This is a genomic window from Bacillus sp. G16 (assembly GCF_021282335.1).
GTDB lineage: Bacteria > Bacillota > Bacilli > Bacillales > Bacillaceae > Bacillus > Bacillus inaquosorum.
Genome location: NZ_JAJSOZ010000006.1, coordinates 166,136 through 179,739, shown reverse-complemented (window position 1 = coordinate 179,739; position 13,604 = coordinate 166,136). Strand labels below are relative to the sequence as shown.

Sequence of the window (13,604 nt, the reverse complement as noted above, 5' to 3'; positions counted from 1 at the left end):
AACTAAGAGGAGGTTGGGAAAAGATGAAGCTTGATGCGGTGACATTCGGGGAATCGATGGCCATGTTTTACGCAAATGAGTACGGGGGCCTTCATGAAGCATCCACTTTTTCTAAAGGGCTGGCCGGGGCAGAAAGCAATGTTGCTTGCGGCCTGGCCAGACTCGGATTTCAGATGGGATGGATGAGCAAGGTCGGCAATGATCAGCTCGGAACATTTATTTTAGAGGCGCTTAAAAAAGAGGGAGTGGATGTGTCCCGCGTGATCCGATCGCAGGACGGAAATCCCACCGGTCTTCTGCTGAAGTCAAAAGTGAAAGAAGGCGATCCGCAAGTTACCTATTACAGGAAAAACTCAGCTGCAAGCACACTAACTTCTGCTGAATATCCGAGAGAGTATTTTCAAGGCGCAGGCCATTTGCATGTGACAGGCATTCCGCCGGCCTTATCTGCTGAAATGAAAGATTTTACCTACCACGTAATGAAGGATATGAAACATACTGGGAAAACGGTATCGTTAGATCCCAATTTAAGGCCTTCGCTTTGGCCTGATCAAGCAACGATGGCCCATACCATTAATGATCTGGCTGGTCTTGCAGATTGGTTTTTCCCGGGGATCGCAGAGGGGGAGCTATTGACCGGAGAAAAAACACCTGAAGGCATTGCCGACTATTATCTGAAAAAAGGGGTCAGCTTTGTCGCTATTAAACTCGGAAAAGAAGGCGCTTACTTTAAAACGAGGGAAAGTGAAGGATTTGCAGAAGGCTTCCGTGTCGATCGGGTGGTTGATACAGTCGGTGCCGGAGACGGATTTGCAGTCGGTGTGATCAGCGGCATCCTTGACGGTTTGTCATACAAGGATGCGGTGCAAAGGGGAAATGCGATTGGCGCTTTGCAAGTTCAGGCACCGGGGGATATGGACGGACTGCCGACCAGGGAGAAATTAGCTGCATTTTTATCTGCTCAAAGAACGGTTTACCAAAAGAAAGGGGATTATTAATATGGAGTCCAAAATCGTTGAAAACCGTCTGAAAGAAGCAAGGCTGATTGCAGTCATTCGCTCAAAGGATAAACAGGAGGCCTGTCAGCAGATTGAGAGTTTACTTGATAAAGGGGTTCGTGCGGTTGAAGTGACTTATACGACGCCTGGGGCATCAGATATTATCGAATCCTTCCGTAATAGAGAAGATATTTTAATCGGGGCGGGCACGGTCATCACTGCGCAGCAAGCGGGAGAAGCTGCTGAGGCTGGCGCGCAGTTTATTGTCAGTCCGGGTTTTTCAGCAGACCTTGCTGAACATCTTTCTTTTTTAAAGACACATTATATCCCCGGCGTATTGACTCCGAGCGAAATTATGGAAGCGCTGACATGCGGTTTTACTACATTGAAGCTGTTCCCTAGCGGTGTGTTTGGCATCCCGTTTATGAAAAATTTAGCGAGCCCTTTCCCGCAGGTGACCTTTATTCCGACAGGCGGGATACATCCGTCTGAAGTGCCGGATTGGCTCAAAGCCGGAGCTGGCGCCGTCGGTGTCGGCAGCCAGCTGGGCAGCTGTTCAAAAGAAGATTTGCAGGCTGTTTTCCAAGTGTAAGGGGTATTGTTTTTTTCATAACCGGAGGATGGGAGAATCCACATATGAAAATCAAAGCGACAATTGAACGGGTACCTGGCGGAATGATGATTATTCCGCTGTTTCTGGGAGCGGCGCTCAATACGTTTGCGCCTGGAACAGCGGAGTTCTTTGGAGGGTTTACGGGTGCTTTGATTACCGGAACGCTGCCGATACTGGGTGTTTTTATTTTTTGCGTAGGAGCGACGATTGATTTTCGTTCTTCAGGCTATATCGCAAGGAAAGGAATCACATTATTATTGGGAAAGGTCGGATTTGCGGCGCTGCTCGGCGTGATCGCAGCGCAATTTATACCTGATGAAGGCATACAATCCGGCTTTTTTGCAGGTCTTTCTGTTTTAGCAATTGTCGCGGTAATGAATGAAACGAACGGCGGCCTGTATTTGGCGCTTATGAACCATATGGGAAGAAAAGAGGATGCGGGCGCTTTCGCGTTTATCAGTACAGAATCAGGTCCTTTTATGACCATGGTGACGTTTGGTGTGACGGGACTTGCGGCATTCCCGTGGGAAACACTGGCAGCGACTGTCATCCCGTTTTTACTGGGCTGTATACTTGGAAATCTTGATCATGATCTCAGAGACTTATTCAGCAAGGTTGTACCGGCGATCATCCCGTTTTTTGCCTTTTCGCTCGGCAACACCTTGAATTTTGGAATGCTGATCCAATCAGGGCTGCTCGGCATTTTTATCGGTGTTTCTGTCGTTACTTTATCGGGTGGCTCCTTGTTTTTGCTTGATCGTTTTGTCGCGCGGGGAGACGGCGTCGCGGGAGTGGCAGCTTCTTCTACGGCGGGGGCGGCTGTAGCCGTGCCATACGCATTAGCGGAAGCGAATGCTTCGTTTGCGCCAGTTGCTGAATCAGCAACGGCAATCATAGCGACAAGCGTTATTGTCACCTCGCTGCTAACCCCGCTGGCAACAGTGTGGGTGGATAAAAAAATCAATGAGAAAAAGCGGAAAACACCGCCGCCAAAAAATCAAATGACGATCAACTGAACAAAGAAGGCTGCCGCCAAAAATACCGGCAGCCTCTTATACAAACAATTTGACTTTCATACCCCCTTCCATTAGCCTGTAATGGAACGGCTAGAATAGGGAGGGAATGGATATGGAGATACATACATATGAAAAGGAATTTTTTGATCTTTTAAAAAGAATCTCACATTACAGCGAAGCAGTTGCGTTAATGCACTGGGACTCCAGAACAGGTGCGCCAAAAAACGGCTCAGAGGACCGTGCCGAAAGTATCGGACAGCTTTCAACAGATATATTCAATATCCAAACTTCAGATCGGATGAAGGAGCTTATTGATGCCCTGTATGAACGATTTGATGACTTATCTGAAGATACGAAAAAGGCAGTGGAGCTGGCGAAAAAAGAGTATGAAGAGAATAAAAAAATCCCTGAGGCTGAATACAAGGAATACGTGATTCTGTGTTCAAAGGCAGAAACCGCGTGGGAAGAAGCGAAAGGGAAATCTGATTTCAGCTTGTTTTCCCCATATTTAGAGCAGCTGATTGAATTCAATAAACGTTTTATTACATATTGGGGTTATCAAGAGCATCCTTATGATGCATTGCTTGATTTGTTTGAGCCGGGTGTCACGGTAAAGGTGCTTGATCAGCTGTTTTCCGAGCTCAAGGAAGCAATTATTCCTCTTGTTACACAGGTGACAGCTTCCGGAAATAAACCAGATACAAGCTTTATCACAAGAGAGTTCCCTAAAGGAAAGCAAAAAGAGCTCAGCCTGTATTTTTTACAGGAGCTTGGCTACGATTTTGATGGCGGACGGCTAGATGAAACTGTTCATCCGTTTGCGACCACGATGAACCGCGGAGACGTTAGGGTCACGACGAGATATGATGAAAAAGATTTCCGTACGGCGATCTTTGGCACCATTCATGAGTGCGGTCACGCGATATACGAGCAAAATATTGACGAAGCACTGAGCGGCACGAACTTGTCAGACGGTGCATCAATGGGAATCCATGAATCTCAATCATTATTTTATGAGAATTTTATCGGCCGCAACAAGCATTTTTGGACACCGTACTATAAGAAGATTCAAAAAGCATCACCTAAACAGTTTAAGGACATCTCGCTGGTTGATTTTGTCCGTGCAATCAATGAATCAAAACCTTCCTTCATCAGGGTTGAAGCGGATGAATTAACGTATCCTCTTCATATTATCATCCGATATGAAATTGAAAAAGCGATCTTCAGCAATGAAGTGTCTGTTGAAGAACTGCCGTCGCTTTGGAATCAAAAATACCAGGATTACTTAGGGATTACACCACAGACGGACGCAGAGGGGATTTTACAGGACGTCCATTGGGCAGGAGGAGATTTCGGCTACTTCCCATCCTATGCGCTTGGCTACATGTATGCGGCTCAGCTGAAACAAAAAATGCTCGAGGATCTGCCTGAGTTTGACACTCTTTTGGAAAGAGGGGAATTTCATCCGATAAAACAATGGCTGACGGAAAAGGTACACATTCACGGAAAACGGAAAAAGCCGTTAGACATTATTAAAGATGCAACAGGAGAAGAGCTGAATGTACGTTATTTGATTGACTATTTGTCAAACAAATATTCAAATCTCTATCTGTCGTAATCAAAAGCCTGGCGGTGTGGCCGTCAGGCTTTTTTAGAATCAAAATACTAAAAGACGAATGATTATCAAGAAAATAAAAATAAAGTTCGGAAATTTTGTTTTTTTGTCTATGCAAGAGATTAGAATCTTGATATAATTTATTACAATATCATAGGAACACTCATATAATCGCGTGGATATGGCACGCAAGTTTCTACCGGACACCGTAAATGTTCGACTATGAGTGAGCAATGAGACCGCACGTGTACGGTTTTTTGTTATATCAGCATTGCTTGCTCTTTTTTTGAGCGGGCAATGCTTTTTTTATTCTCATAACGGAGGTAAGACAGGATGGAAGCACTGAAACGGAAAATAGAGGAAGAAGGCGTCGTATTATCTGATCAGGTATTGAAAGTGGATTCTTTTTTGAATCACCAAATTGATCCGCTGCTTATGCAGAAAATCGGTGACGAATTTGCCGCCAGATTTGCAAAAGACGGTATTACTAAAATTGTGACAATCGAATCATCTGGAATCGCTCCTGCTGTGATGACGGGTTTGCAGTTGGGTGTGCCGGTTGTCTTCGCGAGAAAACATAAATCTTTAACACTCACCGACAACTTGCTGACAGCGTCTGTTTATTCCTTTACGAAGCAAACAGAAAGCCAAATTGCGGTCTCAGGAACCCACCTGTCGGATCAGGATCATGTTCTGATTATCGATGATTTTTTGGCAAATGGACAAGCAGCGCACGGGCTCGTGTCGATTGTGAAGCAGGCGGGAGCCTCTATTGCGGGACTTGGCATTGTCATCGAAAAGTCATTTCAGCCGGGAAGAGATGAACTTGTGAAGCTAGGCTACCGGGTGGAATCTTTGGCAAGAATTCAATCATTAGAAGAAGGAAAAGTGTCCTTCGTACAGGAGGTTCATTCATGAAAAACGGATTTGGCAAAACGCTGTCTTTAGGGATACAGCATGTGCTCGCCATGTATGCCGGTGCCATTGTCGTTCCTCTGATTGTCGGAAAAGCAATGGGCCTGACTGTCGAACAGCTGACCTACTTAGTATCGATTGATATTTTTATGTGCGGCGTGGCTACACTTTTGCAAGTGTGGAGCAACCGATTTTTCGGGATCGGGCTTCCGGTTGTGCTTGGCTGTACATTTACAGCAGTATCGCCGATGATTGCGATTGGGTCTGAGTACGGGGTTTCAGCGGTTTACGGAAGTATTATCTCGTCAGGTATTCTTGTCATTCTCATTTCATTTTTCTTTGGGAAGCTCGTATCTTTTTTCCCGCCCGTCGTGACAGGCTCAGTTGTTACGATTATCGGAATTACACTTATGCCGGTAGCCATGAATAACATGGCCGGCGGAGAAGGAAGTGCAGATTTCGGAGATCTCTCCAATCTTGCTCTCGCTTTTATCGTTTTGAGTATTATTGTGCTTCTATACCGTTTTACGACGGGCTTTATCAAATCCATCTCGATTTTGATCGGTATTTTGATCGGCACCTTCATTGCTTTTTTTATGGGGAAAGTTCAATTTGATAACGTTTCGGACGCGGCAGTTGTTCAAATGATTCAGCCGTTTTACTTCGGAGCGCCGTCTTTTCACACAGCGCCTATCATTACGATGTCCATTGTTGCAATTGTCAGCCTTGTAGAATCAACTGGTGTTTACTTTGCCTTAGGTGACCTGACGAACCGCCGTCTGACAGAGAAAGATTTATCAAAGGGCTATCGCGCTGAAGGGGTGGCTGTGCTGCTGGGCGGTATTTTTAACGCTTTTCCTTACACGGCATTCTCTCAAAATGTCGGGCTCGTACAGCTCACAGGAATCAAGAAAAATGCCGTAATTGTTGTCACGGGTGTGATCTTAATGGCATTTGGGCTGTTTCCGAAGATCGCTGCTTTCACAACCATTATTCCATCTGCTGTTTTGGGCGGGGCAATGGTGGCGATGTTTGGAATGGTGATCGCTTATGGAATCAAAATGCTCAGCCGCATTGATTTTGCGAAACAGGAAAATCTGCTGATCGTTGCCTGCTCAGTAGGACTGGGTCTCGGTGTGACAGTTGTGCCGGATATTTTTAAGCAGCTTCCGAGCGCCTTAACGCTCCTTACAACAAACGGCATTGTCGCCGGCAGCTTCACTGCAGTAGTTCTGAATATTGTATATAACGTATTTTCTAAAGCCAAAAAAACAGAACAAACAGCTGACATCACTGAGCAAAAAACAGCAGTCTAAACTCCGCCGCGGCGGAGTTTTTTGCATATAAAAAAGATCGTTGCGGAACAATGTATGCATAGAGGTGATCGCATGGCGTTTATTTTATCCATCGGAACAAGTCTTCCTGCATACGATGTAAACCAAGAGAAAGCGGCTGAGTTTGCCCGGTATATGTTTCAGCATTCCTTTAAAGATATTGACCGGCTGTTAACCTCCTTTAAAAACGGGCAAATTCAATCGAGACAATTTGTCAAGCCGATTGAATGGTATAAAGAGGGTCACAGCTTCGAAGAAAAAAATCAAATATACATAGAAGAAACACTTAAGCACAGTATAGAGGCTGTTCGCGAGTGCCTCTCTCATCCTGGATTTTTTCAAGAAGCCATCCCTTATGAGAAAGTGGACGCTGTTTTTTTCGTCTCCAGCACGGGCCTTTCCACACCGAGTATCGAGGCGCGGCTCATGAATGAACTTCCATTTTCTCCATATACGAAGCGGATTCCGATTTGGGGCCTAGGCTGCGCAGGAGGGGCCAGCGGACTTGCGCGCGCAGCCGAATACTGCAAAGCATATCCTGAGGCTTTCGTGCTCGTCATTGCTGCTGAGCTATGCAGCCTGACATTCCAGCCGGAAGATAAAACGAAAAGCAATCTTATTGGCACCTCGCTTTTTGGCGATGGCATTGCTGCAGCCTTATTATGCGGGGAGAAGGCAGACCGCAGGATGTCAAAACTGAAGCTTGCGCCAAAGGTAACAGATTCCCAATCTGTTTTGATGAAACAATCAGAAGATGTCATGGGCTGGGACTTTACAGATCAAGGATTCAAAGTCATTTTCTCAAGAGATATTCCGACTTTAGTAGAAAAATGGCTCAAAACAAATGTACAGGTTTTTTTAGACAAACATCAGCTGTCATTCACTGATATCAGTGTTTTTTTTGCACATCCTGGCGGAAAAAAAGTGATTGAAGCATACATCAAAAGTCTCGAGCTGTCACCGGAAAAGCTTTCATCTGCACAAAGCATTTTGCAAAAGCACGGAAATATGTCTTCAGCCACAATATTGTATGTGATCAAAGACCATCTGCTGTACGGACATAAAAAGGAAGCAGAACGGGGACTGATTGGCGCATTAGGGCCGGGATTTTCATCAGAGCTGCTGTTATTCAGCTGGGAAAAGGGGGCTTGACTCATGTTTTGGTTGTTAATCGCCATTCTCATTGCTCAAAGAGCAGCTGAAATGGCAGTGGCCAGACAAAATGAACAAAAGGTAAAGAAGCAAGGGGCGATCGAATTCGGCGAGAGCCACTATCCGTATATCATCATCATGCACATCCTTTTTTTCCTGTCTTTAATTGCGGAAGTGCTGCTGATGAACAAACAGCCGTCAAGCTGGTGGATCGGTATCGCTGCGGTTATTTTAATCGTGCAGGCAGTGCGGTATTGGGCGCTTTGTTCCTTAGGAGCATATTGGAATACGAAAATCCTTGTCGTTCCAGGTGTGGAGCTTGTAAAAAAAGGCCCTTATAAATGGATGAAGCATCCAAACTATACCGTTGTTATACTAGAAATCTTATTGATTCCGCTGCTATATCAAGCGTACGTCACCATGTGTCTGTTTTCCATTTTAAATGCCGTTTTGTTAACCGTCAGAATTCGTGCAGAAGACAAAGCATTAGAGGAATACAGCATAAAATAGCGATTGAAAATCATTCTCAGCCATGTTAAAATGAATTTGAAAAAGATTCTCAATCAGGATGGTGAAGCAAATGACAATGCTGTTTTTGCTTGGGGCGGTTTGTACATATAGTGTATTAATTGGTTTTGTATTAAAAGGAATCTCTAATAAATCTGTTTAATGAATCTGGAACTTGTCAAAGTTGCAGATTTTCTTTTATAGAAGCTGCCGTAATGGCGGCTTTTTTCTATTCTCTTAAAGAAATTTGGCTCATTCTTGTGTAAAATGAAAGGGAATGTATTCAGATCTTTCGAAAAAGATTCACAATTGAAACGGCACAAAGGGGTTCAGATTTATGACAGAACATAACAGAAAAGAGCTTTTGCACAAAACAGGTGAAATTTATAAGCGATTCATCGAGAATCAAGATGAACAAAGGGCTGCTAAACTGGCAGCAGTCATGAAAAAAGCGGCTGATGAAGAGGTTTATATCGCATTTACCGGGCATTATTCAGCGGGGAAATCGTCACTGCTGAACTGCCTGTTAATGGAAAATATTTTGCCGACAAGCCCGATTCCGACAAGTGCTAACCTTGTTGTGATCAGAAACGGGGAAAAGCGTGTTCGGCTTCATACAACAGACGGAGCATACGCTGAGCTGAAGGGGGCTTATCAGAAAGACAAGGTGCAGCAATATTGCAAAGACGGCGAGCAAATTGAAAGCGTTGAAATTTTTGACCGGTATACTGAGATCGACTCCGGAGTTGCGTATATTGACACCCCCGGGATTGACTCAACAGATGATGCACATTTTCTGTCGGCGGCGTCTATACTCCATCAGGCGGATGCGCTGTTTTACGTCGTTCACTATAATCACGTACACTCTGAGGAAAATGTTAAGTTTCTCAGGTCGATAAAAGAAAGCATTCCGAATGTGTATTTTATCGTTAATCAAATTGACCGGCATGATGAGAAGGAGACACACTTTGAAGACTATAAAGCACAGGTAGAGGAGATGCTTTGCAATGAAGGCATTTCAAAGGAATCACTTTATTTTACGTCAGTAACAGAACCAAATCACCCGTTCAATCAGATTGGGAGCCTGAGAGAAGAATTAAAAAGAATAAAACAGCAATCAAAAAGCAATTTGCAGGCTTTAACAGAACAAAAAGTCCGCAATCTGCTGAAGGAACATACCGAAATGCTTTTGAAAGACGAAACAGACGGTCCAAGCTTTGCTGAACAGCTTGATACACAAACCGATCTGGTCCAATCGCTGGGTAATCAATTGGATGAGGCGGCAAAACAAGCGACTGAGGCAGAAAACAGGATGCAGGAAGAAATCAATCGAATTTTAAAAAACGCCAACCTGACGCCTTTTGAAATGCGTGAATTGGCAGCTGCATTTCTAGAATCGCGAGAGCCTTCTTTTAAAACCGGCTTTTTCTTTTCTAAAGCAAAAACTGCACAGGAAAGAGATAGAAGACGGAATGCTTTATTCTCTGATGTGACAAAACGAACAGAGGCCGAAGCGGATTGGCATATGATAGACACGTTCCATAAACTCGCTAAGGCATTTGATGTTCATGCAGCTGAAAGTGAAAAGCTGATTCAGGCCTATCGCACTCCGCTTGAAATTGACATCATTGAACGCGCGGTCAAGCATGGTGCAGCTTTTTCTTCTGAATATGTATTGCAATATACAAAAGACTTGGCAGAGCTTATCCGCAAAGAGGCGAAGAGAGAAGCGGCAGACATCATAAAGGCGCTGGCCGCGATGGTGAAAGAGCGTGTTTCCGAAGACGTGCAAACGATCAATGGCCGGCTCATTCAGGAATCAGAAAAACTTGTCCTTCTCCAAGAACAGGCCCGTTTAGAGAATAATGCCCGCGAGAAAGCCGATCGCTTATGGGCCATTTGGGAAGAAGAGTCTGCATGCCCAATGCACATAGACACTGACTGGTTTAAAACGAAGAAAAAAACAGTGGCCGCTCCAGAACAGAAACGAAGTCAAGGCCAGCAGACACAGCAGCCAATACAGAAACCAGAAATCAAAATGGAGCAAGAACTGCCGCTTCAAGACCAGATCAAACGTTTTTACAGATTATCTGACCGTTTAGGCGAGTATAGCATGCTGTCAAAGCAAACCTCAGCCTTTCGGGAAAGGATTAAAAGGCTTGAGGAACGGAAATTTACACTTGCGCTTTTTGGAGGATTCAGCTCGGGGAAATCATCATTTGCCAATGCGCTTGTCGGCGAAAGGGTGCTACCGTCCTCACCAACGCCAACCACAGCCACAATTAACAAAATCACAAAACCAGCCAATGGCAACATCAACAAAACAGCGGATGTGGTGTTTAAGACGGAGGATGACATAACGGCTGACATTTTGCAGCTCACCGGGATACAAGAAGAACCGACAGGCCGTTCTTTCACAGAGAAGTGGGAAAAGGCAGTCAAAAAAAGCCGGATGCAGGAAGAACACATTAAATTAATCAGCAACTTCCTGCTTGCATACGAAAAGTATCAGCAATATATACAGGAACAAAAGAAATTAACGATTCCGCTGTCTGAATTAAAGCCGTATGTAGCAGAGGAGGCAACGGCCTGCGCTGTGAAAGAGGTAACGGTCTATTATACATGCCCGCTGACTGAAAAAGGGATTACAATCGTCGATACGCCCGGCGCGAGCAGCATGAATAAACGGCATACAGAGCTGGCGTTCCAATATATTAAAGATGCCGATGCGTTTTTTTATATGACCTATTATCAGCACTCCTTCTCGAAAGGAGACCGTTCGTTTTTGCGCAAGTTGGGGCTGGTGAAAGAATCGCTCAGCATGGATAAAATGTTTTTCGTCATTAATGCAGCAGACCTTGCGAAAGATAAATCAGAGCTGGAAACAGTGACCGATTATGTCAGCACAGAGCTTGTAAAAGAAGGGATTCATAGTCCGCAGCTCTTTACCGTATCAAGTAAGGAGGAACTGCTGGGAAAATCGGAATCATTTTATAACCAGTTCCCGAAAGTAAGAACGCACTTAGACCGGTTTATCGAAGTTGATGTAAAAAAAGCCGCAACTGCACAGCTCAGTTCGGAAGCAGACAAACTATGCGAAACTGTTTTCCAGCTTCACCAATCACAGCATCAGTCCAAGGAAGAAAAGGAAGCGCAGAAACAGCGCCTTATGCTGTCATTTGAGCGGACAGCAGCCGAAATCGAGAAACGGCGGAACTCAGAAACCATCATTGAGAAGGTAAAAAAAGATACAAGAGAGCAGCTTTATCACATAACACAGCGATTATCTTTTTTTGCGAATGATTTACTAAAATCAGCATTTCATCCGGGGCTTCAGAACGGGGATTGGAAAAAGAACGTCGGGAAGGCAATGAAAACCGCCTTACATGAGTATCAGTTTGAATATGTTCAGGAAATCAAAACACTTGATGTTCGTATGAGCGGTTTCATCGAGCGGCATATCACCGAAGAGTGGCTGGAAAGCTTTCAAAAAACATTAAACGCGGACGGTTATTTTTCCATTTATGCGGGTGATCAGCATTCGACCGGCATACAGCTGAAGGAAGTTGAACCGAAAATAGATGTACGTGCCTTCGAGCAGGAACAAAAAGAGGTCAAATCACCGAAGCACTTTTTTGAACAAAAAGGAAAAGCGGCCTTCATCGAAGCTGTACGGATGAAGCTCACGAAAATCACAGAGGATTGGGTGAAAAATGAAGAAGAAAGCCTTATCTCTCATTACACAGATCACCTCAGGCGCTTGCAGGAAGATATGGCTGAAAAAGCAATGACACAAATAAAGGATCAAAAAGATACGTATTTAGGAGGATATGGGCAAGGGGAACATGCGAAAGAAATTGAAAAGGCATACCAGGCATGCATCTCCTGGCAAAGATCAGACAATACAATAAAAATGTAAAATTCAGTTGGCTTGTATTTCAAGTCATGATAGACTAAATAGAAAAAAGCGAGATGAACGATTCATGTCAGAGGTACATAAAGCAATTTCAGCACATTCATCAAAACAGCACGAGCATATCAAAGCATTTATGCGTCTTGAAAACATGCGTGAACTGGCCATTGAAGAAGCGGTTTCAAAATGCAAAAACGATGAGCCTTTTACTACAGATGCGATTAATGAAATTACCGAGCAGATCAATCAGCTCGCCAAAAAAGGGATCGTACCGACAAGACGCCTTGTATCAACGGAAATGGTCAGAGAATACGTAAGCCGTATGTAAGCTGGATGATCCTGTCGCGAGTGAATCTCCTGCCGGAAGCATATACTATGTGTATCCGACGTAAGGGGGGATTCATGTTGGGCAGAACAAAGCTGGGAAACAGAAATGCACAGGCGAATAACAATGCCAAAAAGAAAAACGGATTTCAAACCCATTTTGACTCTTACGCAGGACGCGAAGCTGAAAAGCTGATCGCCAGCAACAAAAGACACAACGACTGATGATACACAAAACAGTATCTCTAATCAAAGAGATGCTGTTTTTTATTTTTGGGCTGCTTTATGGTAAAATAGAAAGAATGAAAGAAAAGGGAGTTATCTTATGAATAATAATAAACTATTGCTAGTTGACGGCATGGCTCTTTTATTCCGGGCGTTTTTTGCCACGGCCGTGCATCGCAACTTTATGATAAATGACAGCGGGGTGCCGACGAACGGCGTCAACGGGTTTTTAAAGCATTTGATCACAGCTGTGGAAACATTCCAGCCGACACATGTCGTCTGCTGCTGGGACATGGGGAGCAAAACGTATCGAAATGACCTGTTCCAAGATTATAAGGCGAACCGCAGCGCACCGCCTGTAGAGCTTATTCCGCAGTTTGATTTGGCAAAGGAAGCGGCCGCTGAGCTTGGGATTATGAACATCGGCTTTGCCGGGTATGAAGCGGATGATTGTATCGGAACTCTTGCCGATTTATTTGCCAATGAAGCTGACATTACGATCGTAACAGGGGACAGAGATTTACTTCAGCTGTTAACGGATGAAGTGAGTGTGGCCTTGCTCCAAAAAGGAATCGGAAATTATAAAGTCTATACAAAAGAGACTTTTTATGAAGAAACAGGCGTCCTGCCGAAAGCTTTGATTGATATTAAAGCGCTTATGGGTGATTCCAGTGATAACTATCCTGGCGTCAAAGGGATTGGAGAAAAAACAGCCTACAAACTGATTCGTGAATACGAAACGATTGACCGTTTATTAGAAAATCTTTCTTTGCTTCCGAAGGGGCAGCAGGGGAAAATTCAGCAAGGCTTGAGCGATTTGGAGATGTCGAGGAAGCTTGCGGAAATTCATTGCTCTGTTCCGCTGGTCTGCACACTGAAAGACGCTCTATTTACACTGCAAATGGAGCAGGCGGCTGACATGCTTCGCCGCCACCAAATCAAAGGAATTGAGCGTATGCTCGAAAAGCTGAACGCTAGAGAGATCGTGTAAG

The 13,604-nt window shown here is 44.5% G+C and carries 13 protein-coding genes and 1 riboswitch; all 13 genes read left to right on the top strand.

Annotation, left to right across the window (positions count from 1 at the left end):
• Nucleotides 1–23: 23 nt before the first annotated feature.
• The 13 genes from kdgK to exnP all read left to right on the top strand — a co-directional run bounded on the left by kdgK (nt 24) and on the right by exnP (nt 13,603).
• Entirely contained in the window at nt 24–998 is a 975-nt protein-coding gene (gene kdgK, locus LWH95_RS09700; protein ID WP_004397968.1) for a 2-dehydro-3-deoxygluconokinase, read from the top strand.
• 1 nt (nt 999) lies between these two features.
• Nucleotides 1,000–1,590 (top strand): bifunctional 4-hydroxy-2-oxoglutarate aldolase/2-dehydro-3-deoxy-phosphogluconate aldolase, encoded by a 591-nt coding sequence (gene eda / locus LWH95_RS09695; RefSeq protein WP_232919423.1) that lies wholly within the window; start codon nt 1,000–1,002, stop codon nt 1,588–1,590.
• 44 nt (nt 1,591–1,634) lie between these two features.
• Nucleotides 1,635–2,627 carry a 2-keto-3-deoxygluconate transporter gene (gene kdgT / locus LWH95_RS09690; protein ID WP_232919422.1) on the top strand — a complete coding sequence of 331 codons (993 nt, stop codon included), beginning with the start codon at nt 1,635–1,637 and terminating at the stop codon, nt 2,625–2,627.
• A 112-nt stretch (nt 2,628–2,739) separates the two neighbouring features.
• Nucleotides 2,740–4,245 (top strand): carboxypeptidase M32, encoded by a 1,506-nt coding sequence (gene ypwA / locus LWH95_RS09685; RefSeq protein ID WP_232919421.1) that lies wholly within the window; start codon nt 2,740–2,742, stop codon nt 4,243–4,245.
• A 140-nt stretch (nt 4,246–4,385) separates the two neighbouring features.
• Nucleotides 4,386–4,485: riboswitch (purine riboswitch) on the top strand.
• 90 nt (nt 4,486–4,575) lie between these two features.
• Nucleotides 4,576–5,160, top strand: coding sequence for a xanthine phosphoribosyltransferase (gene xpt, locus LWH95_RS09680; RefSeq protein WP_004397964.1), 585 nt, complete (start codon nt 4,576–4,578; stop codon nt 5,158–5,160).
• Nucleotides 5,157–6,473, top strand: coding sequence for a xanthine permease PbuX (pbuX, locus tag LWH95_RS09675; RefSeq protein WP_232919420.1), 1,317 nt, complete (start codon nt 5,157–5,159; stop codon nt 6,471–6,473). Before xpt ends, pbuX begins: the two co-directional genes overlap by 4 nt.
• Nucleotides 6,474–6,545: 72 nt before the next feature.
• A complete protein-coding gene (bpsA, locus tag LWH95_RS09670; protein WP_232919419.1) occupies nt 6,546–7,643 on the top strand; it encodes a type III polyketide synthase in 1,098 nt (365 codons plus the stop codon).
• Between the two features lie 3 nt (nt 7,644–7,646).
• Nucleotides 7,647–8,153: an alkylpyrone methyltransferase gene (gene bpsB / locus LWH95_RS09665; protein ID WP_004397961.1), complete on the top strand. Its 507-nt coding sequence runs from the start codon at nt 7,647–7,649 to the stop codon at nt 8,151–8,153.
• A gap of 70 nt (nt 8,154–8,223) precedes the next feature.
• Nucleotides 8,224–8,313, top strand: coding sequence for a Fur-regulated basic protein FbpC (gene fbpC, locus LWH95_RS09660; RefSeq protein WP_100069434.1), 90 nt, complete (start codon nt 8,224–8,226; stop codon nt 8,311–8,313).
• A gap of 174 nt (nt 8,314–8,487) precedes the next feature.
• A complete protein-coding gene (locus tag LWH95_RS09655; protein ID WP_232919418.1) occupies nt 8,488–12,069 on the top strand; it encodes a dynamin family protein in 3,582 nt (1,193 codons plus the stop codon).
• Between the two features lie 64 nt (nt 12,070–12,133).
• Nucleotides 12,134–12,391: a YpbS family protein gene (locus LWH95_RS09650; RefSeq protein ID WP_004397958.1), complete on the top strand. Its 258-nt coding sequence runs from the start codon at nt 12,134–12,136 to the stop codon at nt 12,389–12,391.
• 74 nt (nt 12,392–12,465) lie between these two features.
• A complete protein-coding gene (locus LWH95_RS09645) occupies nt 12,466–12,612 on the top strand; it encodes a hypothetical protein (RefSeq protein ID WP_003230761.1) in 147 nt (48 codons plus the stop codon).
• 100 nt (nt 12,613–12,712) lie between these two features.
• On the top strand, nt 12,713–13,603 hold the full coding sequence (gene exnP / locus LWH95_RS09640; RefSeq protein WP_232919417.1) for a 5'-3' exonuclease: 891 nt from the start codon (nt 12,713–12,715) through the stop codon (nt 13,601–13,603).
• The last annotated feature ends 1 nt before the right edge of the window (nt 13,604 follow it).